Genomic DNA, 20,064 nt, shown 5'->3' on the forward strand with positions numbered 1-20,064 from the left:
GCCAGCCTCACCACACCGTCCCCGCTTGGAGCCTGCATGCGAGCCGTCCGACTCACCGTCACCGCCGCCGCCACGGTGGCCGCTCTGACCGCCATCACGGCCTGCACGGCGAAGAGCGACGCCAAGGACGGCGACGCGATCCAGGTGACCGCCGCCGACGCGAAGTGCGACACGTCCGCCAAGTCGGTGCCGGCCGGACACGTCACGCTGAAGATCGAGAACAAGGGCTCGAAGGCCACCGAGGTCGAGATCCTGTTCCCGGACGACCGGATCGTCTCCGAGAAGGAGAACATCGGCCCGGGCACCAAGTACACGCTGACCGCCGAGGTGAAGGCCGGTTCGTACGAGATAGCCTGCCGCCCGGGCATGAAGGGCCACGGAGTCCGGCAGAAGCTCGACGTGACCGGCGCCGGCCGGACCGCCAAGCGCGACCCGCGGCTGGACAAGGCGGTCGCCGACTACCGCGAGTACGCGCAGGAGCAGGCCGACGCCACCGTGCCGCTCGCCGAGGTCTTCGCCAAGGCGATCAAGGCCGGCGACCTGGAGGCCGCCAAGAAGGCCTACGCGCCCTCGCGGGTCGGCTGGGAGCGCACCGAGCCGGTCGCGGAGTCCTTCGGCGACATCGACCCCAAGACCGACACGCGCGCCGACGGCCTGGAGAAGGGCCAGAAGTGGACGGGCTGGCACCGGCTGGAGAAGGCCCTCTGGCAGGACAAGAAGATCGGCGCCGACGAGAAGACCCTCGCCGACCAGCTGGTGACCGATCTGACCGACTGGCAGAAGCGGGTCGGCAAGGCCGCGATCACCCCGACCTCCATGGCCAACGGCGCCAAGGAACTGCTCGACGAGGTCGCCACCGGCAAGGTCACCGGCGAGGAGGACCGCTACTCGCACACCGACATGTCCGACTTCCAGGCCAATGTCGAGGGCGCCCAGAAGGCGTACGAGCTGCTGAAGCCGGTCGCGTCGAAGAACGACCCCGCGCTCACCACCGAACTCGACAAGCAGTTCACCGCGCTGAACGCGCTGCTCGGCAAGTACCGCACCGGGAAGGGCCCGTCCGACTTCGTCTCCTACGACAAGGTGACCAAGGACCAGCGCAAGGAGCTGTCGGACGCGGTCAACGCCCTGGCGGAGCCGCTGTCCAAGCTCGCCGCCACCGTCGCCAAGTAGGAGTCGGGCACATGACCGAGACCCAGGGCAGTTCCTCCCCCTCCCGTCGCGCGCTGATCGGCTGGGGCGGCGCCGGGCTCGCGCTCGGTGCCGCCGCGGCCGGCGGTGCCGTGGCGGCGGCCAGGGCGGGCAACGACGTGGATCCGACGGCCGCCGAGGCGGGCGGCGCGGTGGAGTTCCACGGCGCCCACCAGGCCGGCATCGCCACCCCCGTGCAGGACCGGCTGCACTTCGCCGCGTTCGACGTGAAGACCGACGACCGCGCCGAGTTCGTACAGATGCTGAAGGACTGGACGGCGGCCGCGCGCCGGATGACCGCCGGGAAGCCGGTCGGCGACGGCGCCTACGGCGGGCTGGCCGAGGCGCCGCCGGACGACACCGGAGAGGCCCTGGGTCTCAAGCCCTCGCGGCTGACGCTGACGATCGGCTTCGGGCCGTCCCTCTTCGAGAGGTTCGGCCTCGCCGAGCAGCGCCCCGAGGCCCTGGTCGACCTGCCGCAGTTCCCCGGGGACAACTTCGACCGGGCCCGCACCGGCGGCGACCTGTGCATCCAGGCCTGCGCGGACGACCCGCAGGTGGCCGTGCACGCGATCCGCAACCTGGCCCGCATCGGCTTCGGCAAGGTCGCCATCCGCTGGTCCCAGCTCGGCTTCGGCAAGACCTCGTCCACGACGCCGGACGCCCAGACGCCCCGCAACCTCATGGGGTTCAAGGACGGCACCCGCAACATCGCGGGAACCGAGACGGATCGGCTGAAGAAGTTCGTGTGGGCCGGCGACGGCGACGGTCCCGGCTGGATGACGGGCGGCTCGTATCTGGTCGCCCGGCGCATCCGGATGAACATCGAGACCTGGGACCGGACCTCGCTCCAGGAGCAGGAGGACGTCTTCGGCCGCGACAAGGGCGAGGGCGCTCCGGTCGGCAGGGCCAAGGAGCGCGACGCGCCGTTCCTGAAGGCGATGAAGCCCGACGCACACGTCCGGCTCGCTCACCCCGACTCCAACAACGGGATCACGATCCTGCGCCGGGGCTACTCCTTCACCGACGGCAGCGACGGTCTCGGCCGGCTCGACGCGGGCCTGTTCTTCCTGGCCTACCAGCGCGACGTGCGCAAGGGGTTCATCCCGCTGCAGCGCAGGCTGTCGGCGCAGGACGCGCTCAACGAGTACATCCAGCACGTGGGTTCGGCGGTCTTCGCCGTACCGCCCGGCGTCCGGGACAAGGACGACTGGTGGGGCCGCACGCTGTTCTCGAAGGAGGCGTAGTCCGTGTTCTCCAACTACCTGATCGGCCTGCGTGAGGGTCTGGAGGCGTCGCTCGTCGTCTGCATCCTGATCGCCTACCTGGTCAAGACGGACCGCAGGGACGCCCTGAAGCCGATCTGGATCGGCGTGGGCATCGCCGTCGCCATCGCCATGGGCTTCGGCTGCGCGCTCGAGTTCGGCTCGCAGGAGATGACGTTCGAGGCGCAGGAGGCGCTCGGCGGCTCGCTGTCCATCGTCGCCGTGGGCCTGGTGACCTGGATGGTGTTCTGGATGCGGCGCACCGCCCGGCACCTGAGGTCCGAGCTGCACGGCAAGCTGGACGCGGCCCTCGCGATGGGCACGGGCGCGCTGGTCGCCACCGCCTTCCTGGCCGTCGGCCGGGAGGGCCTGGAGACCGCCCTGTTCGTGTGGGCCTCGGTGCACGCGGCGAGCGACGGCACCCCGCGCCCCCTGATCGGCGTGGCCCTCGGGCTCCTCACGGCCGTCCTGCTCGGCTGGCTGTTCTACCGGGGCGCCCTGAAGATCAACCTGGCCAAGTTCTTCACCTGGACCGGCGGCATGCTGGTCGTGGTCGCGGCGGGCGTGCTGGCGTACGGCTTCCACGACCTGCAGGAGGCCAACTGGATCCCGGGCATCGCCGACCTGGCCTTCGACATCAGCGGCACCATCGCGCCGGACAGCTGGTACGGCACGCTGCTGAAGGGCGTGTTCAACTTCCAGCCCGACCCGACCGTGGTCCAGGTCACGGTGTGGCTGCTGTACCTGGTCCCGACCCTCGCGGTCTTCTTCGCCCCGGTAGGGTTCGCCTCCGGGAAGGGGAAGGTGAAGTCACCTCATGACCAGGGAACGCAGCCGTCGAAGGCTTCGCAGGCGTGACCGGAACGCACTCATAGCGGCCTCGCTGACCGCTTTGTCGTTGACGGCGAGCGGATGTGTGGTGGTGCACGGGGAGCGCGAGGTGCTCCCCGCCGCCACCCGTGCCGAGGCCGCCAGGGCGCTCACGCAGTTCACGGACGCGTACAACAAGGCCGACAAGGCCTACGACAGCTCCCTGGACGAGGACTACGTCACCGGCGCCCTCGCCGACATCGACTCCGCCCGGCTGAAGGCCGGGCGGGCCAACAGCCCCGGCGGCAACACGAGTCACACCCCGCTGGAGCTGACGGACGCGAAGTTCACGATTCCCGAGAAGGCCGGCTGGCCCCGCTGGTTCGTCGCGGACGCCAAGGGCAACAAGGGCGGCAACGTCCGCTGGCTGATGGTGTTCACGCGCAGCGACCTGGGCAAGGCATGGCAGGTGGCGTATCTGACGCTGGTCGCGCCCGGTGACGTACCGCAGTTCAAGAAGAACGCGGACGGGTTCGCCGAGGCCGTGCCCGCCGGCTCCGCGCAACTGGCCGTGCCGCCGGACGACTTGAGCAAGGACTACACGGCCTATCTGCAGAACGGCGGGAAGACCTTCGCGGACGGCCGCAACACCAGCGGCTGGCGTACGGACCGCACGGCGCAGGCCAGGAAGCCGGGACTGGTGCGGCAGTACATCGACCAGCCGCTGACCCACGGCGCCTACGCGCCGCTCGCGCTGCGCACGGCGGACGGCGGGGCGCTGGTGTTCTTCACGACGCACCACTACGAGAAGCGGACCTCGGCCCCGGGCACCACGGTGCCCACCCCGAACAAGGACGTGCAGGCCCTGACGAAGGGCGAGGTCAAGCAGTCGCTGACGCTGGAGTTCATCTCCAACGAGGTCGCCGTCGACCCGGCCGGCAGCGGTCCGGTGTCGGTGCTGGGGCGGGTGCAGGGCCTGACGGCCGCTCAGGGCGAGTAGCTCTGCCGGGCGGTCTCAGTGCCGTGGGGGCCAGGCGGTCCCCACGTGCTCGGCCTCGGCTCCGGGGTGACGGGCGCAGGAGTCCGTGAGCACCTCCAGCAGGGTCAGCGGGTCGGGCAGCGCGTGCTCCGGTCCGCGCACCCAGCGCACCTGCCGGCCGTCGTCGCCGGGCAGCCGGGCGGGCGGTACGAGGACGTAGGACCCGCGGCAGTGCCAGCGCAGGCCCGGGTGCTCGTCCATGGTCTCGGGGCGGCAGTCCAGCTCGCAGGGCCACCACTCGTCCTCGTCCTCGGGGGTGCCCCGGGTGAGGGTGAAGAACAGCATGCGGCCGTCGTCGCTCTCGGCGACCGGTCCGACCTCGACACCGGAGCCGAGCAGCCGCTCCAGCGCCTCCCGGCCGGCCTCCACGGGCACGTCCAGGACGTCGTGCACCATGCCGGTGGCGGTGATGAAGTTCGCCTCCGGCTGGTGCCGGGCCCAGCGCTCGATCTGCCCGGGGTCGGTCGTGGACTGCGTCTGCCAGGCGAACGACACCGGGTGCCGGGCCGGGGTGGGGCAGCCCACGCGGTCGCAGGAACAGCGGTACCCGGGGGCGGGGTGCGCGGCGGGGGCCAGTGGCAGTCCCGCCGCTGCGGCGGCGAGCAGCAGGGCCTCACGGCCGCCGTCGCCGGCGGCCTCCTTCGGGCGGCGTCCGAGCAGCCACTGGGAGAGTTTGCCCTGCCGGCCGGACCGGCCGCCGAACGTCGCGCTCATCTGGCCCCTCTTCTGCTGCGGTCGCCGCGTCGTGGTGCGGACAGCATGCCTCATCGTCCCATCTTCCTGTGCCCCGGGGGGCACATACCCCGGACCTGGAGAAACGGGACGAGACGCACCTCACACGCGCGCCGGGCGGGCGGACGGGGTCAGCGGGGGGCCAGGCCGTGCAGGGCGTAGTCGACCAGGGTGTCCGTGTAGGCGTGCGAGATCGGGGCCGTGCGCTGGAGCCAGCGCTGGGCGAGCGGGGAGACGAAGAGCTCCAGGGCGATGCGGGGGTCGATGTCCCCGCGTACGTCGCCGGCGTCCTGTGCGGCACGCAGCCGCTGGACGTAGAGCTGGAGCGAGGGTTCGAGGAGCTTGGTCACGAACTCCCGGCCCAGCGCCTCGTTGACCACGCCCTCGGCGGCCAGGGCGCGGGACGGGACCTCGAAGCGGGGGTCGAGCATCTGGTCGACGGTCAGGCGCAGGACGAGCTTGAGGTCGGCGGCGAGGTCCCCCGTGTCCGGGATGACGTACTCGTCGCCGACGGCGCCCGCCTGCTCGGAGGCCTGGTCGCCGAGGTCGAGGAAGGCCTCCAGCAGCACGTCCGCCTTCGACGCCCACCAGCGGTAGATCGTCTGCTTGCCGACCCCGGCCCGGGCGGCGATCCCCTCGACGGTGGTCCTGGGATATCCGACCTCGCCGACCAGGGCGAGCGCCGCGGCGTAGATCGCCCGGCGGGACTTCTCACTGCGGCGGGTGGCATCGGGGGCGGGCTTCTTGACCATGGCTCGAAGCTAACAAGCCGCTACGACACCGGGTCGCCGGGCTCCGCGTTCTCCGGCGGCCACGCATCCCCCCAGTCGGCGTCCCTGGCCGCCTTGTACAGGTCTCCGTGGCGCTTGCTGACCGTCGTACGGCGCAGCTGCTCGTCCGCCTCGCACAGGTCGAGCAGCACCTGGCCCTTGCGGATCTGCGGCCGCCGCACCACCCGGGCGGGAGCCGGTGCGACGGGCAGCCGGGTGGCGGCGACGTAGCTGAACTTCTCGTCCTCGTACGCCAGGGATCCGCCCTTGACCTGGCGGTGCAGGGAGGAGCGGCTGACCCGGGCGGAGAAGTGGCACCAGTCGGTGCCGGGCACGATGGGGCAGCCGGCGCTGTGCGGACAGGGGGCGGCTACCCGGAATCCGGCGCGGATCAGGCGGTCGCGGGCCTCGATGACCCGGTCGTAGCCCGCGGGCGTGCCGGCCTCCACGATCACGACGCTCTGCGCGGTGGCCGCGGCCGTGTCGACGAGGACGGCGCGGTCGGCCGGGTCGAGTTCGTTGAGGACGTACGACACCGTGACGAGATCGGTGCTCTCCAGGGTGAGCGCGGAGCCGATGCGGGCGCGCTCCCAGCGGGCGTCGCGCAGCGCCGGGTTGGCGGCGGCGATCTCCCGGCCGAGGGCGAGCGCGGGCTCGGCCCAGTCCAGCACGGTCACCGGCCGGGTGCCCTCCCAGGCGGCGGTGACCGCCCAGGTCGCCGCGCCGGTGCCGCCGCCGATGTCCACATGGCTGCCGGGTGTCCACCCGGGCACGGCGTCCGCGAGCGCCTCCAGCGCCGAGCGCACCGCCTCGAAGGTGGCCGGCATCCGGTAGGCGGCGTACGCGGCCACGTCGGCGCGGTCGCGCAGGATCGGCGCGTGGGTCGGGGTGGCCCCGCGGTAGTGGGCGATCAGCCGCTCCACGGCTGCGGCCGTCTGCTTCGGGGGCAGTCCGTCCAGGAGTGTGGCCAGGGAGGCGCGGAGGGCGTCGGCCGGGTCGGCGGGGGCGTTCACCGGGTGATTCTCTCAGGTGCCCGGCAGGGCCGGAGCCACCCGTGGTCAGGCGCCGCGTACCGCCCTGGCCAGGTGTGTCCCCAGAGCCGCCCGCGGTCTGCTGTCCGGCGGCCGTCGGCGCGGGTGCACGGTGTTGGCCAGCAGGACGAGGAACGTGTCCGTCGCCGGGTCGAGGACCAGGGAGGTCCCGGTGAAGCCGGTGTGGCCGGCCGCGCCCCTGCCCGCCAGCTCGCCCATGAACCAGGGCTGGTCCAGGGCGAAGCCCAGACCCGGCGGGGTCAGCAGGAGTTCCACGAAGTCGGGGCCGAGGATGCGTGCGGGGCCGTACGCGCCGCCCGCGAGCAGGGCCCGGCAGAAGACGGCGAGATCGGGGGCGGTGGAGAACAGGCCCGCGTGGCCCGCCACCCCGCCGAGCGCCCAGGCGCTCTCGTCGTGGACCACGCCCCGCAGCATCCCGCGGTCCGCCTTGGCCCAGGGCCGCCGCTGGTCCTCGGTGGCGGCCCCGCCGGGGCAGGGACCGAAGCCGGTGGCCGTCATTCCGAGCGGGCGGGTGATGCCGTCCTCGATGAGGACGTCGAGGCCGCGGCCGGTGATCCGCTCCAGGACGAACTGGAGCAGGAGCATGTTCAGGTCCGAGTAGAGGTACCGGCCGGGCTCGGACGTGGGGGCCTGGGCACGGAGCAGGGCGAGGCGGGCCGTGTCGTCGGGGCAGTCGTACAGCGGGAGTTCGGGGCGCAGCCCGGAGGTGTGGGTGAGCAGCTGCCGCACGGTGATGCCGTAGGCGGCGGCCGCGCCGAACTCGGGCAGGTAGGCGCCGACCCGGGCGTCCATGCCGAGGGTGCCGCGCTCGATCTGCTGCACGGCGACGACGGCCGTGAACAGCTTGGTGAGGGAGGCCAGGTCGAAGCGGGTGTCGAGGGTGGCCGGGACCCGGGCGGCAGGGGGCAGTTCGACGCCGGTGTCGGTCTCGGGGTCGTAGGAGGCGTAGCGCACGGCCCAGCCCGCGGCCTCGGCGACGGCGATCACGGGGCCGCGGCCGGCCAGCACGACGGCACCGGCCGCCCAGGGGCGGGCTCCGGTGGTGAGGGTGTGCACCTCGGCGGCCAGGTGCCCGAGGTGCGTGGGGTCGAGCCCGGCACGTTCGGGCGTGCCGGCGCGCAGTCTCGGCGTGCTCAGTTCCGGCCTCCCTCCGACCTCGCACGTGTGTTCCAGGGACGGCACATTCCCACGAAACAGGCCGCCGCGACCAGCGCGCCCGCCAGTTGGACGAGCGCCATGGGCACGGCGGTGTGCTCCCCGGCGATCCCGACGAGCGGCGAGGCGACCGCTCCGACGAGGAAGGAGCAGGTGCCGAGCAGCGCCGAGGCGGAGCCGGCGGCGTGCCGGGTGCGCAGCAGGGCGAGGGTCTGGGCGTTGGGCAGGGTGAGACCCATCGCGGACATGAGCACGAACAGGGCGGCGGCGACCGGGGCCAGGCCGACCGCACCGAAGACGCCCGTGGTCATCAGCAGCAGGGCCGTCGCGGCGAGCACGGTCAGGGCGAGCCCGGTGGCGAGCACCTTGTCCAGGCTGACCCGGCCCACCAGCACCTTGCCGTTGACCTGCCCGGCGATCATCAGTCCGACGGAGTTGAGGCCGAAGAGCAGGCTGAAGGTCTGCGGGGAGGCGCCGTAGATCTCCTGGACGACGAACGGCGAGGCGCTTATGTAGGCGAACAGCGCGGCGAAGGCGAAGCCGCCGGCCAGCATGTAGCCGGTGAAGGGCAGGTCGGCGAGCAGGCCGCGCATCGCGTGCAGGGCCTGGCCCGCTCCCCCGTCGCTGCGTTCGGCGGGCGGCAGCGTCTCGGGCAGCCGCAGCCAGACGAGCACGGCGAGCGCGGCTCCGACGGCGGTGAGGACGACGAAGACGCCACGCCAGTCCGTCACCCTGAGGATCTGCCCGCCGATCAGCGGCGCCACGATCGGCGCGAGCCCCGAGATCAGCATCAGGGTGGAGAAGAAGCGGGCCATGGCGTCGCCGTCGTAGAGGTCGCGTACGACGGCCCGGGCGATGACGATGCCGGCCGAGCCCGCGAGCCCCTGTGCCAGGCGGAAGGCGACCAGGGTCTCGACGTTCGGCGCCACCGCGCACAGGGCGGTGGCGAGGAGGTAGACGGCGAGGCCGGTCAGCAGCGGCCGGCGGCGGCCCCAGCGGTCGCTCATCGGGCCGACGACCAGCTGCCCGAGCGCCATGCCCGCCAGGCACGCGGTGAGGGTGAGCTGGACGGTGGCGGCGGGGGCGTGCAGGGAGCGGGTGACCTCCGGCAGCGACGGCAGGTACATGTCCATCGCGATAGGGGGTGTGGCGGTGAGGCCGCCGAGGGCGAGGACGACCAGCAGGCCGGTACGACGGGTGGCGGCCGAGGGCCGCACGGTGCCCGGCTCGTGTCCCGTCGCCGGTGTCGGCGCCGCCGCATGCTCGGTCATGTGCCCCTCCCTCTGTGAAACAACCGGCACCCATGCTCTCAGCTCGCACACGCTGCCGAGACACACATGAACGAACGAGGGCGGGGGCGGGAACGGCGGAGCTGAGCATGCGGTGGGGAATCCTGGCGTCCGGCGTGATCGCGACGTCGCCCCCGGTCGCCGTTTAGCCGCATGGCGGACAGCTGATTCCGCATGGCGGACTTCCCGCCTACGCTGCGGAGCCATGACTGACAGGCAATCGAAGATCGCGGTGGTGACCGGCGCCGGTTCCGGCATCGGCCGGGCCGTCGCCGTGGAGCTGCTGGACGCCGGCTGGTCGGTGGCGCTGGCCGGCCGGCACATCGAGACGCTGGAGGAGACGGCGGCACAGGTGCCCGGGGCACCCTCGCTCGCCCTGCGCACCGACGTGTCCCGGCCCGAGGACGTGGAGGCGCTGTTCGCGGCGGCCGGGGAACTGTTCGGACGCATCGACCTGCTGTTCAACAACGCGGGGACGTTCGGCCCCGGCGGGGTGCCCGTCGAGGACCTGCCCTACGAGGCCTGGCGGCACGTGGTGGACACCAACCTCAACGGGGCGTTCCTGTGCGCCCAGGCGGCGTTCCGGCGGATGAAGGAGCAGGACCCGCAGGGCGGCCGGATCATCAACAACGGCTCCATCTCGGCACACACCCCCCGCCCCCTGTCGGTCGCCTACACCGCGACCAAGCACGCGCTGACCGGTCTGACCAAGTCGCTGTCGCTGGACGGACGGCCGTACCGCATCGCGGTCGGCCAGATCGACATCGGCAACGCGGCCACCGACATGACGGCCCGGATGCAGACCGGCGCGCTCCAGGCCAACGGGGACGTCGCGGCGGAGCCGGTGATGGACGCGGCCGACGTGGCGCGCACCGTGCGGCACATGGCCGAGCTGCCGCTGGAGGCGAACGTGCAGTTCGCGACGGTACTTGCGACGGCGATGCCGTACATCGGGCGGGGCTGAGCGCGCGGCGGAGTCCCAACTCCCCTACTCACACAAGCGGAATTCGAACATCCGCGGTATTGCGGCCGGTCCAGCTCATATGCTCAAATTTCCTCCACCAGAGCTTCACACTTGGAGCACAATGGTCCCGTAGCCACACCGAGGGGGGAGACGGCAGCCGTTCCACCGCACCGGGTTTGGGGGTGGACCTCGCGCGGGACCGCGGGGTACGCACCGGTGGGTGGAACGGCTGCCGCAGACTCCACCGGAGAGTCCAGCGCCGGCGCCAGGTCTCGGATGCGGGCCGCCCTGCCCGCCTCGCGGCTCAGCGCCGGTGCCAGGTCTCGGACGCGGGCCTCCCTGCCCGCCTCGCGGCTCAGCGCCGGTGCCGCCCTCCTGACCCGGCCTCCGGCTGCGGCTGCGGCTCCGTCTCTCCCGTGACCTCTCCCGTGGCTTCTCCCGTGGCGCGCGCCGCCCTGAGCCTGCGCCGCAGCGCCCAGGCGCCCGCTCCCAGCAGGGCCGCCGTGCCCGCGGCGCCCTCCAGCAGCCGCCACGTCGAGGGGCTCCCGGACGCCGCACCGGGGGCACCCGCCGCGGCCCGGACCGGTTTGCGCGCGGGCGCGGGGCGCGCACTCGCCCCGCCCTCGCTGAGCGGTTCGACCAGCGTGCCCACCGCCTGCGCCGAACGCCCGTGCCCGAAGCCCCAGTCGAGCAGTGCGGCGGCATGCTCGTAGACGGCGTTGCTGCCGGTGGCCGGATGCATCACCGTGACCAGCAGGGTGCGGCCGCCCCGGGTGGCCGCACCGGTGAAGGTGTTGCCCGCGTGGCTGGTGTAGCCGTTCTTCACCCCGATGAGACCCTCGTACGTCGTCAGGCCCCACGCCCCGGTCAGCAGACGGTCGGTGTTCTGGATCTGGAAGGTCTTCTTGCCGCCCGCCGGGAAGTCCGCGGTCCTGGTGCCGCAGTAGCCGCGGAAGTCGGCGTCCTTGAGGCCGTGCCGGGCGAACAGCGTGAGGTCGTAGGCCGAGGAGATCTGCCCCTTGTGGTCGAAGCCGTCGGGGCTGACCACATGGGTGTCCAGGGCCTGCAGGTCCTCGGCCTTGGCCTGCATCTCGGCGACCGTCTTCGCGACGCCGCCGTTCATGTGCGCGAGCACATGCACCGCGTCGTTGCCGGAGCGCAGGAACACCCCCTGCCACAGCTGCTCGACGGTGTAGGTGATGCCGGGCTTGACGCCGACGAGGCTGGAGCCGGACGGGACGTCGGCGAGGTCCGCGTCGGTGACCTTGTACCGCTCGGTGCGGTCGAACTTCTTCAGCACGGTGTCCGCGAACAGCATCTTCAGCGTGGACGCGGGCGCCAGGCGCTGGTGCGCGTTGAACGAGGCGAGCACCGCACCGCTCTCGCAGTCGGCGACGAGCCATGAGCGGGCGGTGAGTTTCCTGGGCAGTCCGGTGTCGTCCCGGACCTGGATCCCGTTGCGGGTCAGGCGCTCCCCACCGATGGCGGGGGCTGCGGCCGCGGAGGCGGGAGTCGCCGCGGACAGGGGGAGGGCGGCGGCCGTCAGCCCGAGGACGGCACGCCGGCTGAGCCGGGAACATTCGCGCATCCCGGGACCGTACACCGCACCCAACAGCGGTTTCCTGGCAGCAGGCCCTCCTTGACCCAGGAATTTGCTGTCTTATGAAAAGCTGTTCACTTACCCTGCTTTCTCAGCTCTTACACATCCTTTACCCAGTGGGTCGCAAAGGTTCCTCCCTACCTTGTGGGCGCGCCCACAGCGGGCGCCGACAACCTTCGAGGAACGGGATGTTTGGCATCTATCTCAAGCGCGAGCTGAGCCGGCGCAAGAAAGCGGCTCTGGTCGTCGCGATGGGTCTGGCGCTCGGTATCGCGCTGGTCATCACCGTCAACTCGGTGTCGGCCGGTATGACACAGGCACAGGACAAGGTCCTGAAGTCGCTCTACGGCCTGGGCACCGACATGACGGTCACCAAGGCCCGCTCGGCCCCGGCGGCGGGCAGCTCACAGGGCCCCGGTTTCAGGTTCGACGCCACATCGGGCGGCAAGACCTCGCAGAGCTCGGACCGGGTGATGACGCAGGGCGGTCAGGCCCTGAAGTCCTCACTGGTCGAGCAGGTCGCCGCGCAGAAGGGCGTGGCGAACGCGGTCGGCGCCCTCTCCCTGAACGTCACCAAGGTCGACGGCTCCTTCACCCGGGGCACGGCCCAGAGCACCGGTGGCGGCCGGCAGCAGGGCGGCCCCGGCGGCAGTGGCAGCAGTGGCAGCAGTGGCAGCGGTCAGCCGCAGGTGCAGGGCGGCGGCGCGGACTTCGACGTCAACAGCTACTCCGTGGCCGGCGTCGACGTCACCGACCAGGCCCTCGGCCCCCTGGCCACCATGAAGATCACCTCCGGGAAGACCTTCGCCCCGGCACAGACCGACGCGAAGGTGGCGGTGGTCAGCGCGTCGTACGCCCGGCAGAAGAAGTACCGGGCCGGCTCCGCCTTCAAGATCTCCGGCACCACGTACACGGTCATCGGCATCGCCACCCCGGACAGCGGCGAATCCACCACCGACGTCTACCTGCCGCTCAAGCAGGCCCAGTCGCTCGGTGACGCGAAGAACAAGGTCACCACGATCTACGTCAAGGCGACCGACTCGAAGCAGATCTCCGTCGTCAAGAAGACGATCCAGGGCAACATCTCCGGTACGACGGTCACCACCTCCGCCGACCTGGCCTCCACCGTCTCCGGCTCGCTGTCCACGGCCTCCGATCTGGCCGGCAGCGTCGGCAAGTGGCTCTCGCTGACCGTCCTGGTCGCCGCCTTCCTGGTGGCCGCGCTGCTCACCTCCGCGGCCGTGTCCCGGCGGGTGCGCGAGTTCGGCACGCTGAAGGCGCTCGGCTGGCCGAGCGGCAGGGTGACCCGGCAGGTCGTCGGCGAGTCGATGGTCAACGGCCTGATCGGCGGCGGCCTCGGCATCGCCCTGGGCCTCGCGGCGGCCCGCACGGTCACGGTGATCAGCCCCAAGCTGACCGCGCAGCTCGGCAGCGGCGGCGGCATGGGCGGCGGGCCGGGCGGCGGCGGGCCCGGCGGTGGCGGCCGGCAGTCGGCGCAGAACACCCTGGAGATCGCGTTGTCCGCGCCCGTCTCCTCGGCCACCATCGCCCTGGCGGTCGGCCTCGCGGTCACCGGTGGTCTGATCGCCGGCGCGATGGGCGGCTGGCGCGCCTCCCGGATGCGCCCGGCCGACGCCCTGCGCAGCGTCTCGTAGCGACCTCCGCCGTTCCCCCTCCCTGTTCCTCTCCGCCCCTCTTCCTTCCCTCCGTTGTTCCTCTCTGCCCCCCCTGCCCCCTGCCTCCCCTGTCCCCGCTCCCCGCTCCCCCTCTACTCCCTCTCTGCTCGCTTTCTCTTCCCTCTCGTCACGTCCCTCTCGTCACGGAGAACCCATGTACAGACTCACCGGCGTCACCAAGCGGTACACGCGGGGCAAGGAGACGGTGGAGGCGCTGCGCGGCGTCGACCTCACCATCGCCGACGGCGACCAGCTCGTCATCCAGGGCCCGACCGGCGGCGGCAAGTCGACGCTGCTGCAGATGATCGGCGGCCTCGACCGTCCCTCCGCCGGCAGCGTCGAGCTGGACGGCGTCGACCTCGCCACGATCGGCGAGGCCAAGCTGACCCGACTGCGCGCCGAGAAGATCGGCATCATCTTCCAGGCCTTCAACCTCATCCCCACCCTCACCGCCCAGGAGAACGTCGAGACGGCCCTGGTCCCGCTGGGCGTCCGCCCCTCCGAGCGCCGCGAGCGGGCCGCGGAGGCGCTGCGCTCGGTCGGCCTCGGCGAGCGTCTGACGCACGTCCCGTCCGAGCTGTCCGGCGGTCAGCAGCAGCGCGTCGCCATCGCCCGCGCACTGGTGAAGAACCCGAAGGTACTGCTCGCCGACGAGCCCACCGGCAACCTCGACGAGGGCACCCGTGACGACATCATGGCCCTGCTGGAGGGCCTGTGGCGCGAGCACGGGCTGACCTTCGTCATCGTCACCCACGACTCCGCCATCGCCCGCCGCGCCCCGCGGCTGGCCACGATCAGGTCGGGGCGGATCACCCTCACCGAGCAGCACGCGCCGCAGCGGGCCGGTCGGTACTGAGCGCCTGCCCCCGTGCCGGCACGCCTTCCCGGGCCGCCCGGGATCCGAACGCTGCGCGGACTCCTACAGGCGTCGCCGACTCCTCGTAGACGTCGCGGAGTCCCCGCAGGCGTCGCCGACTCCTCGCAGACGTCGCGGAGTCCCCGCAGGCGTCGAGGAGTTGAGCGGCTCGCTGCGGGCCGGCGTCGGCGAGGTGCTCAGGCCTGCCCGGTCTCGAAGCGGGAGATGTGGCCGTCCGGTGTGACGGTGAAGCGCCAGGCGGTGCGCATCTCGCCCCAGGTGTCGTTGCGGTACTGGGCGACGAGCGCACGGCCGCCGTCGGACTCGGCGTCGACGTCCATGTGACCGTGGGACGAGAAGATCTCGTTGTCGATCCACTCGGCGAGGTCACGGTCCGCGCCGTCGTCCGACATGGTCGCGTCGGGCGTGAGCAGGTCGAGGAAGGCGACGCGGTCGTGCGCGTTCACGGCGGTGACGAAGGCGCGGACGGCCGGGTCGCTGAGTCTGGCGATCTGAATCGTCATGGCAGCCAGAGTCACACCGCTCCCCCGCACCCGCCACCCGAACGGCATCCAGGGCGGGCCCGCCCAGGTGAGGGGTGCGACGGTGGGAACCCGGGAGGGCCTCTTATCTGCTCATGGGGAGTCACCGTGACCTGTTACGACCGACGTGATCTGGGTCTGCTGCTGCTCCGGCTGGGAACCGGCGGGGTACTGGCCGCACATGGCGCGCAGAAGCTGTTCGGCTGGTTCGGCGGGCACGGTCTGGAGGGAACCGGCCAGTTCATGGAGTCCGTCGGCTACACGCCCGGACGGGCCAGCGCAACGGCGGCGGGACTCGCGGAGGCGGGCGGCGGCACGCTGCTGGCGCTCGGCCTGGCGACTCCGGCGGCGGGCGCGGCGGCGGCCGGAGCGATGGCCGGGGCCTCGGCGGTCCACAAGCCCAACGGGTTCTTCGCCCAGGCGGGCGGCTACGAGTACGCGGCGACCCTGGGCCTGGCCGCGGCCGGTCTCGCCGTCGCGGGACCCGGCCGCCTCTCCCTCGACCATGCGCTTGGGCATGTGTTCGATCGCGGCTGGATGGTTCCCGTGGCCCTGGGAGTGACGGCGGTGGCGACGGCGGTCGTGGTGGGCACGCGGAACAAGCGGGTGCGGGAGAAGACGGAGGGGGAACAGGAGGTGCTGTTCGAGGACTAAGTGCCGCATCAGGCGGCGTTTGCCCCCTTGTGATGTGACCCCCCGCCTGGATCCCGTCCTGGGTGGCGCGGGGCCGTCAGGCTGTTCGGGTGGCAGAACGAGTACGCGTTCGTGCACGGCGGTTCGACCAAGGAGTTGAACGCGTTCAAAAATGGTGGGAGCATGCTGGTCGACCGGTTCCAGGAGGAGAGGCGATGGAAGGCGGACCAGTGCGTTCGGAGGAGACAGCAGGGTGGCGGGCCCCTGCCCGGCACATGGCGGCACCCGCGGTGTGGGTGGTGGTGATCGGCGTCAGTCCATGGCTTCCGGCCGCAGCCGGCGTCGAGGAGGACCTGAGTGGCGTGTCCGTCGCGTTGTCCATGGTGGCCTGCGGCCTTGTGGCCTCCCTGCTGCTGGGGGCGTCCCTCGGACGTGCTCGCTCCTGGTCGTTGCTGGCGGCGTGCGCCGTCCTGGGCCCCGCTGTCTGGGTCTTCGACTTCACCGCTCTCGGGGACCCCGACGTCCATTCCGACCCCGCTTTCGCCGTCCTCGGGATGGGGTTCCTCGGCTTCTGGGCCCTGGACGCCCCTCTGCTGGCGGGCGCGCTGGCCGGCCGCTTCTGCCGGTCGGCCAGGCGCGGACCGGTCGCTCGGACGGGGAGGGCCGCTCAGGCGGAGGCCGGGCGGGCGTGATGAGGGCCGCAGGGATAGCGCCCGGTGCCGGACGGGCAGGCTGCGGGGTATGACCGATCAGGACACTGACTCCTCCGGCCCCGCCGCACCCGGCCCCGCCGACCTCTGGACGGCCATCGACACGCTCTGGTCGCGCCTGGAGGCGGCACGCAAGCACGCCGGGCAGGAGGGCGTACTGCTGCGCATCCTCAAACTCTCGGAGGAGGTCGGCGAGGTCGCCGAGGCGGTGATCGGCGCGACCGGCCAGAACCCCCGCAAGGGCGTCACCCACACCTGGGAGGACGTCGAGTCCGAACTGTGCGACGTGGCCCTCACCGCCCTGGTGGCGCTGCGCACGCTGACACCGCAGGCGCAGGAGGTGTTCGCCCGCCATCTGGCGCGGGTCGCCCGCCGCACCTACTGACGGACGGAAAGGGCCGGAGGGACCGCGCGCGCGGCGCCGGCTCCGCCGTCCGGGCGACGCCGTGGGCATCGTCAGGACGGGCCCGCGCTCACCTGTGGTGCGGCGGACGGGGCGGCGGGGGCGGCAGGGTGGTGAGCCCGGGGGCGGGTTCGGGCCAGACCAGCAGGACGGGGCAGGGGGCGTGGTCGACGACGAAGCGGCTGGCCGGGCCGAGGCTGTGCGGGCCGAGATGGGTGCGGTCGCCGTCGCGGGCCAGGACGAGCAGATCGGCGTCCTTCGCCGCGGCGACGACCTCGCGTTCGACACGGCCGGTTCGCTCGACACGGGCACAGGTGCGGTTCAGGCGCTCGGCAGCGGCCTGCAGGAGCTGCCGGGCGGAGGCGGCGGCCAGGTGTTCCAGGCGGGTGCCGGGGTCCCGTTCGGGGTGGCCGCGGCCCAGCAGCCCGGCGAAGGCGCCGTGCGCGGCGTCCGCGATGTCATGGGCCGTGACGTGGAGCACGACGATGTCGGCGTCCGCCGGGGCGTGGGTGCGGGCGGCGTCCACGCACGCGGGCCAGGTGCCCTCGACGATCCAGACGACCACGGTCATGGGGTCAGCCTCCTCCGAGCGCGGTCAGTGAAGCCCACAGTGCCAGGACGGCGGCGCACAGGCTCGCCGGTACGGCATACAGGCCGAGCCGGGTGAACTCCCAGAGTTCCACCTCGGCGTCGTGCTCGTGGACGATGCGGCGCCAGAGCAGGGTGGCGAGCGAGCCGGCGTAGGTGAGGTTGGGGCCGATGTTCACCCCGAGCAGCACGGCGAGGACGGCGCCGGGCCCCGACGGGACGGTCAGGGGAACCAGTACCAGGACCGCGGGCAGGTTGTTGATCACATTCGCGAGGACGGCGGCCAGCGCGGCGATGCCGAACAGGGCGGGCAGCCCCGTTCCGCCGGGGATCAGATGGCCCAGCGCCGAGTCGAGCCCGTTGTCCACGACCGCGCGCACCACGATCCCGAGCGCCGGCACGAAGGCGAGGAACGGCACCGAGGCGGAGCGCAGCAGTGCCACCGGGGTGGTACGGCGGTGCAGCAGGGCCCGCGCGGCGAGGGCCAGGGCGCCGGCCAGGGCCGCCCATGCCGGGTCGATCCCGACGCCGAACGCTGCCGCTCCCGGAGGGCTCGGGACGCCGGGGGAAACCTGGCCGCGCGCCCTTGCATCTACCGGGTGGACCGGGCGGTGATCATCGCGCCGCCGTGACAGCGAAGGGGAGCGCGAAGACCATGCCGGACAGGGCAGAGCAGAAGGGCGGGCCGGAAGTGGTGCCGCTCGTGTCGTACATCCGGGCTACCGCCATGACGGGGGTCGGCACGTTCGCACTGCTGGTGGTCGACAACTCGGGCTGGCACCTCTTGGTCCACCTCCTGGTGTTCGTGGCCGGCCTGGCCGGGGTGGGCGAGTGCCTGAAGAAGGCGCGGGACGCCCAGCAGGCGGGGCTCTCCCAGCCCTGGCTGCCACCGGCCCTTCTGGTGGCCTACGCCGGGGCTCTGGTGATATTGCTCGTCACGGCGTCGGCACGGCGGTAGGCGAACACCTGTCCCGAAGGCGGACACCTCCCCCGAGGCGGACGCCCGTCCCGAAGAAGGCGTCGGCGCAGAAGGGGACTTCCCGCCGCATCGCCCGGCTTGGACCGACCGCAGGAAAGGCATCCGTTGGACTTCGACCGGTACGAGGGCACGTGCGCTCCGCACGAGCAGCCCGCGAGGCGGGGCGGCTTCGGCGATGTGTCCCGGTACTTCTCCGGCTTCCGGTAGGTACCCCAGGAGAGCCCTGGGGCGCCGCCGGAGGCCTCATGTCCCGCACTGCCCATCACATTCCCCACGACCGCACGCCCTTCGGCCGGGACGAGCGTGCGCATCGACGTCTGCCCCGGCACGACCGCCGCTTCGATCGTCCGTGGCGCCGGCACGAACTGTTCGACCTGCGGTACTCCGCCGAGGAGCTGAGGAGGGCCGCGCAGGAGGGCCGTCGTCCGCAGCCCCGTCAGGTGCGGCGGTTCTTCGAGGTGTACCGCTACTGCTGTGCGTTCCGGGACGACTCGCTCGGCCGGGACGCCGGCCTGCGGGAACGGGCCGCCCGGGCCCGGGCCCGTGTCGCGTGTGCCGCTGCCCGCCACGATCCCGGGATCGACATCGAGCCGGTCCGTCACCGCCACGGGGCTCATTGGGACTCGTGACGGTCCGCACCGGAGCCCCCGCCCGCAACCGGAGTGGTCCGGACGAAGGCGGGGTCCTTGTCGGTCCCGGTCAGCCGACGAGGCGGGGCCCCGGCGGTCCCGGTCAGCCGACGAAGCGGGGCCCCGGCGGTCCCGGTCAGCCGACGAGGCGGGTCCGCAGCCGGATCAGCGTGGAGGCGTCCAGGCCGAGGCCGCCGGTCAGGAACGCCCCGAAGCTGCCGTAGTCCCGCACCGCCTGGTCCCGGAAGGCGGCGAGGTAGTCGCCGCCGACCTGCTGAAGCGGAATCAGCAGATCGGGATTCTGCATGTAGCCGGCCGCCTTGAGCTGGTCCCGCAACGCCTGGTCGGAGGCGGCCCGCAGCTGGTTGGACAGGAGGTAGTCCTGCTCGCTGGTGGCGGCGGGAACGCCGACCGCACGAAGGATCGTGTCGGCGAGGACTCCGGTGCGGTCCTTGCCTGCCGAGCAGTGGAACAGCACCGGCTTCTTGGAGTCCGCCACGGTGCGGATCGCGGCACCGAGCGCGGCCCTGTTCGCCGGGTCGGTGACGAAGCCCCGGTACAGGGAGAGCATCCGCTCCCGGGCCTTGCCGTCCCCGAGCTGGGCCTGCTGGTAGGCGGGATCCTTGCTCCGCACCACCTGCCCGATGAAGGCGTACAGGCTGGTGTCGTCGATGGGGTCGGGAACGGAGACGGTCCCGGCGGGGAGCCGGTCGGTTCCGTCGGCCTGTATCTCCGGCGACGTCCGCAGGTCGATGACGCTGCCGAGCCGCAGGTTCGCCAGCGCGGTGACACCCTCCGGAGGGATCTGGGACAGACTCTCGGACCGGTACACCGTTCCCCACCGGGTGGTCCTGCCGTCGTAGGTGCGATAGCCCCCGATGTCACGGGCGTTGACGGTGCCGGGAACCCCGACGACGCGACTGGGCGAGCCGGCGGGCAGAGAGCTGTACGCGGGAGTTTCGTGGTCCGCCGGCATGGCGTGCGCGGCGACGGGAGCGAGCGGGCCGGCGAGGGCCAGCGTGAGGGCGATCGCGCCGGCAGCGCGTGCTCTGGATCGCATGCAGATGCCCCTTCCTGGAAGCAGGGGCGGGAAGCTAGCGCGTGGATCTTGGGAGTGGAAGACAGACGCCGACGGGACGCAGGAGGGCATGGGGCCGTCGGGAAGGAACGCTGTCCAGGCT

21 protein-coding genes and 1 pseudogene are annotated in these 20,064 nt (G+C 72.3%); 12 read left to right on the top strand and 10 right to left on the bottom strand.

Features of this window, described 5'->3' with window-relative positions:
• The first annotated feature begins 36 nt into the window (after positions 1–36).
• The 4 genes from efeO to ACZ7P3_RS06945 are packed head-to-tail and all read left to right on the top strand — an operon-like array spanning position 37 to position 4,266.
• Positions 37–1,173 (top strand): iron uptake system protein EfeO, encoded by a 1,137-nt coding sequence (gene efeO / locus ACZ7P3_RS06930; RefSeq protein WP_472079500.1) that lies wholly within the window; start codon positions 37–39, stop codon positions 1,171–1,173.
• Positions 1,174–1,184: 11 nt separating this feature from the next.
• Entirely contained in the window at positions 1,185–2,438 is a 1,254-nt protein-coding gene (gene efeB, locus ACZ7P3_RS06935; RefSeq protein WP_472079502.1) for an iron uptake transporter deferrochelatase/peroxidase subunit, read from the top strand.
• A 3-nt stretch (positions 2,439–2,441) separates the two neighbouring features.
• A complete protein-coding gene (gene efeU, locus ACZ7P3_RS06940; protein ID WP_472079504.1) occupies positions 2,442–3,314 on the top strand; it encodes an iron uptake transporter permease EfeU in 873 nt (290 codons plus the stop codon).
• Complete coding sequence (locus ACZ7P3_RS06945) at positions 3,274–4,266, top strand: SCO2278 family lipoprotein (RefSeq protein ID WP_472079506.1); 993 nt, start codon at positions 3,274–3,276, stop codon at positions 4,264–4,266. Before efeU ends, ACZ7P3_RS06945 begins: the two co-directional genes overlap by 41 nt.
• A gap of 15 nt (positions 4,267–4,281) precedes the next feature.
• Here the strand turns inward: ACZ7P3_RS06945 and ACZ7P3_RS06950 are convergent, their stop codons facing one another.
• The 5 genes from ACZ7P3_RS06950 to ACZ7P3_RS06970 form a co-directional block, all read right to left on the bottom strand.
• Positions 4,282–5,019: a bifunctional DNA primase/polymerase gene (locus ACZ7P3_RS06950; protein WP_472079508.1), complete on the bottom strand. Its 738-nt coding sequence runs from the start codon at positions 5,017–5,019 to the stop codon at positions 4,282–4,284.
• A gap of 149 nt (positions 5,020–5,168) precedes the next feature.
• A complete protein-coding gene (locus ACZ7P3_RS06955; RefSeq protein ID WP_472079510.1) occupies positions 5,169–5,789 on the bottom strand; it encodes a TetR/AcrR family transcriptional regulator in 621 nt (206 codons plus the stop codon).
• Positions 5,790–5,809: 20 nt separating this feature from the next.
• Complete coding sequence (locus ACZ7P3_RS06960) at positions 5,810–6,820, bottom strand: small ribosomal subunit Rsm22 family protein (RefSeq protein WP_472079512.1); 1,011 nt, start codon at positions 6,818–6,820, stop codon at positions 5,810–5,812.
• 45 nt (positions 6,821–6,865) lie between these two features.
• On the bottom strand, positions 6,866–8,041 hold the full coding sequence (locus ACZ7P3_RS06965) for a serine hydrolase domain-containing protein (RefSeq protein ID WP_472079514.1): 1,176 nt from the start codon (positions 8,039–8,041) through the stop codon (positions 6,866–6,868).
• Positions 7,993–9,285: a multidrug effflux MFS transporter gene (locus tag ACZ7P3_RS06970; protein WP_472079516.1), complete on the bottom strand. Its 1,293-nt coding sequence runs from the start codon at positions 9,283–9,285 to the stop codon at positions 7,993–7,995. The genes ACZ7P3_RS06965 and ACZ7P3_RS06970 overlap by 49 nt, the downstream gene beginning before the upstream one ends.
• Positions 9,286–9,508: 223 nt before the next feature.
• On the opposite strand from ACZ7P3_RS06970, the gene ACZ7P3_RS06975 reads away from it, so the two are divergent.
• On the top strand, positions 9,509–10,267 hold the full coding sequence (locus ACZ7P3_RS06975; protein WP_472079518.1) for an SDR family oxidoreductase: 759 nt from the start codon (positions 9,509–9,511) through the stop codon (positions 10,265–10,267).
• Positions 10,268–10,622: 355 nt separating this feature from the next.
• Here the strand turns inward: ACZ7P3_RS06975 and ACZ7P3_RS06980 are convergent, their stop codons facing one another.
• Positions 10,623–11,855, bottom strand: a complete 1,233-nt coding sequence (locus tag ACZ7P3_RS06980; RefSeq protein WP_472079520.1) for a D-alanyl-D-alanine carboxypeptidase family protein — start codon at positions 11,853–11,855, stop codon at positions 10,623–10,625.
• Positions 11,856–12,055: 200 nt separating this feature from the next.
• On the opposite strand from ACZ7P3_RS06980, the gene ACZ7P3_RS06985 reads away from it, so the two are divergent.
• Together ACZ7P3_RS06985 and ACZ7P3_RS06990 are read left to right on the top strand one after the other, a co-directional pair.
• Positions 12,056–13,522, top strand: coding sequence for an ABC transporter permease (locus tag ACZ7P3_RS06985; protein ID WP_472079522.1), 1,467 nt, complete (start codon positions 12,056–12,058; stop codon positions 13,520–13,522).
• A 175-nt stretch (positions 13,523–13,697) separates the two neighbouring features.
• Positions 13,698–14,399 carry an ABC transporter ATP-binding protein gene (locus ACZ7P3_RS06990; protein ID WP_472079524.1) on the top strand — a complete coding sequence of 234 codons (702 nt, stop codon included), beginning with the start codon at positions 13,698–13,700 and terminating at the stop codon, positions 14,397–14,399.
• 197 nt (positions 14,400–14,596) lie between these two features.
• On the opposite strand, the gene ACZ7P3_RS06995 is transcribed toward ACZ7P3_RS06990, so the two are convergent.
• Positions 14,597–14,923 carry a nuclear transport factor 2-like protein gene (locus ACZ7P3_RS06995; protein WP_472079526.1) on the bottom strand — a complete coding sequence of 109 codons (327 nt, stop codon included), beginning with the start codon at positions 14,921–14,923 and terminating at the stop codon, positions 14,597–14,599.
• Positions 14,924–15,049: 126 nt separating this feature from the next.
• On the opposite strand from ACZ7P3_RS06995, the gene ACZ7P3_RS07000 reads away from it, so the two are divergent.
• From ACZ7P3_RS07000 to ACZ7P3_RS07010, 3 genes are all read left to right on the top strand, one after another.
• Positions 15,050–15,595 (top strand): DoxX family membrane protein, encoded by a 546-nt coding sequence (locus ACZ7P3_RS07000; RefSeq protein WP_472079528.1) that lies wholly within the window; start codon positions 15,050–15,052, stop codon positions 15,593–15,595.
• Between the two features lie 194 nt (positions 15,596–15,789).
• Positions 15,790–16,266: a hypothetical protein gene (locus ACZ7P3_RS07005; protein WP_472079530.1), complete on the top strand. Its 477-nt coding sequence runs from the start codon at positions 15,790–15,792 to the stop codon at positions 16,264–16,266.
• 49 nt (positions 16,267–16,315) lie between these two features.
• Positions 16,316–16,669 (top strand): MazG-like family protein, encoded by a 354-nt coding sequence (locus ACZ7P3_RS07010; protein WP_472079532.1) that lies wholly within the window; start codon positions 16,316–16,318, stop codon positions 16,667–16,669.
• Between the two features lie 88 nt (positions 16,670–16,757).
• Here ACZ7P3_RS07010 and ACZ7P3_RS07015 read toward each other — a convergent pair whose 3' ends face one another.
• Positions 16,758–17,258, bottom strand: a complete 501-nt coding sequence (locus ACZ7P3_RS07015; RefSeq protein WP_472079534.1) for a universal stress protein — start codon at positions 17,256–17,258, stop codon at positions 16,758–16,760.
• A 4-nt stretch (positions 17,259–17,262) separates the two neighbouring features.
• Positions 17,263–17,811: pseudogene (locus ACZ7P3_RS07020) on the bottom strand (ArsB/NhaD family transporter); the annotation flags it as partial.
• Between the two features lie 119 nt (positions 17,812–17,930).
• Here ACZ7P3_RS07020 and ACZ7P3_RS07025 point away from each other — a divergent pair.
• A complete protein-coding gene (locus ACZ7P3_RS07025; RefSeq protein ID WP_472079536.1) occupies positions 17,931–18,233 on the top strand; it encodes a hypothetical protein in 303 nt (100 codons plus the stop codon).
• Positions 18,234–18,499: 266 nt separating this feature from the next.
• A complete protein-coding gene (locus ACZ7P3_RS07030) occupies positions 18,500–18,883 on the top strand; it encodes a hypothetical protein (RefSeq protein WP_472079537.1) in 384 nt (127 codons plus the stop codon).
• Between the two features lie 136 nt (positions 18,884–19,019).
• Here the strand turns inward: ACZ7P3_RS07030 and ACZ7P3_RS07035 are convergent, their stop codons facing one another.
• On the bottom strand, positions 19,020–19,943 hold the full coding sequence (locus ACZ7P3_RS07035; RefSeq protein WP_472079539.1) for a tyrosine-protein phosphatase: 924 nt from the start codon (positions 19,941–19,943) through the stop codon (positions 19,020–19,022).
• Between the last annotated feature and the right edge of the window lie 121 nt (positions 19,944–20,064).

Source organism: Streptomyces sp. NPDC107581 (assembly GCF_055657175.1).

Excerpts from the sequence above, each read along its gene's own strand:
- ACZ7P3_RS06995 (WP_472079526.1), bottom strand. The coding sequence starts at position 14,923 with ATGACGATTCAGATCGCCAGACTCAGCGACCCGGCCGTCCGCGCCTTC.
- ACZ7P3_RS07030 (WP_472079537.1), top strand. The coding sequence starts at position 18,500 with ATGTCCCGCACTGCCCATCACATTCCCCACGACCGCACGCCCTTCGGC.
- ACZ7P3_RS06990 (WP_472079524.1), top strand. The coding sequence starts at position 13,698 with ATGTACAGACTCACCGGCGTCACCAAGCGGTACACGCGGGGCAAGGAG.
- ACZ7P3_RS06975 (WP_472079518.1), top strand. The coding sequence starts at position 9,509 with ATGACTGACAGGCAATCGAAGATCGCGGTGGTGACCGGCGCCGGTTCC.
- efeB (WP_472079502.1), top strand. The coding sequence starts at position 1,185 with ATGACCGAGACCCAGGGCAGTTCCTCCCCCTCCCGTCGCGCGCTGATC.
- ACZ7P3_RS06950 (WP_472079508.1), bottom strand. The coding sequence starts at position 5,019 with ATGAGCGCGACGTTCGGCGGCCGGTCCGGCCGGCAGGGCAAACTCTCC.
- ACZ7P3_RS06970 (WP_472079516.1), bottom strand. The coding sequence starts at position 9,285 with ATGACCGAGCATGCGGCGGCGCCGACACCGGCGACGGGACACGAGCCG.
- ACZ7P3_RS06955 (WP_472079510.1), bottom strand. The coding sequence starts at position 5,789 with ATGGTCAAGAAGCCCGCCCCCGATGCCACCCGCCGCAGTGAGAAGTCC.
- ACZ7P3_RS07025 (WP_472079536.1), top strand. The coding sequence starts at position 17,931 with ATGCCGGACAGGGCAGAGCAGAAGGGCGGGCCGGAAGTGGTGCCGCTC.
- ACZ7P3_RS06985 (WP_472079522.1), top strand. The coding sequence starts at position 12,056 with ATGTTTGGCATCTATCTCAAGCGCGAGCTGAGCCGGCGCAAGAAAGCG.
- ACZ7P3_RS06980 (WP_472079520.1), bottom strand. The coding sequence starts at position 11,855 with ATGCGCGAATGTTCCCGGCTCAGCCGGCGTGCCGTCCTCGGGCTGACG.
- ACZ7P3_RS07035 (WP_472079539.1), bottom strand. The coding sequence starts at position 19,943 with ATGCGATCCAGAGCACGCGCTGCCGGCGCGATCGCCCTCACGCTGGCC.
- ACZ7P3_RS06945 (WP_472079506.1), top strand. The coding sequence starts at position 3,274 with ATGACCAGGGAACGCAGCCGTCGAAGGCTTCGCAGGCGTGACCGGAAC.
- ACZ7P3_RS07010 (WP_472079532.1), top strand. The coding sequence starts at position 16,316 with ATGACCGATCAGGACACTGACTCCTCCGGCCCCGCCGCACCCGGCCCC.
- efeO (WP_472079500.1), top strand. The coding sequence starts at position 37 with ATGCGAGCCGTCCGACTCACCGTCACCGCCGCCGCCACGGTGGCCGCT.
- ACZ7P3_RS07005 (WP_472079530.1), top strand. The coding sequence starts at position 15,790 with ATGGAAGGCGGACCAGTGCGTTCGGAGGAGACAGCAGGGTGGCGGGCC.
- ACZ7P3_RS07015 (WP_472079534.1), bottom strand. The coding sequence starts at position 17,258 with ATGACCGTGGTCGTCTGGATCGTCGAGGGCACCTGGCCCGCGTGCGTG.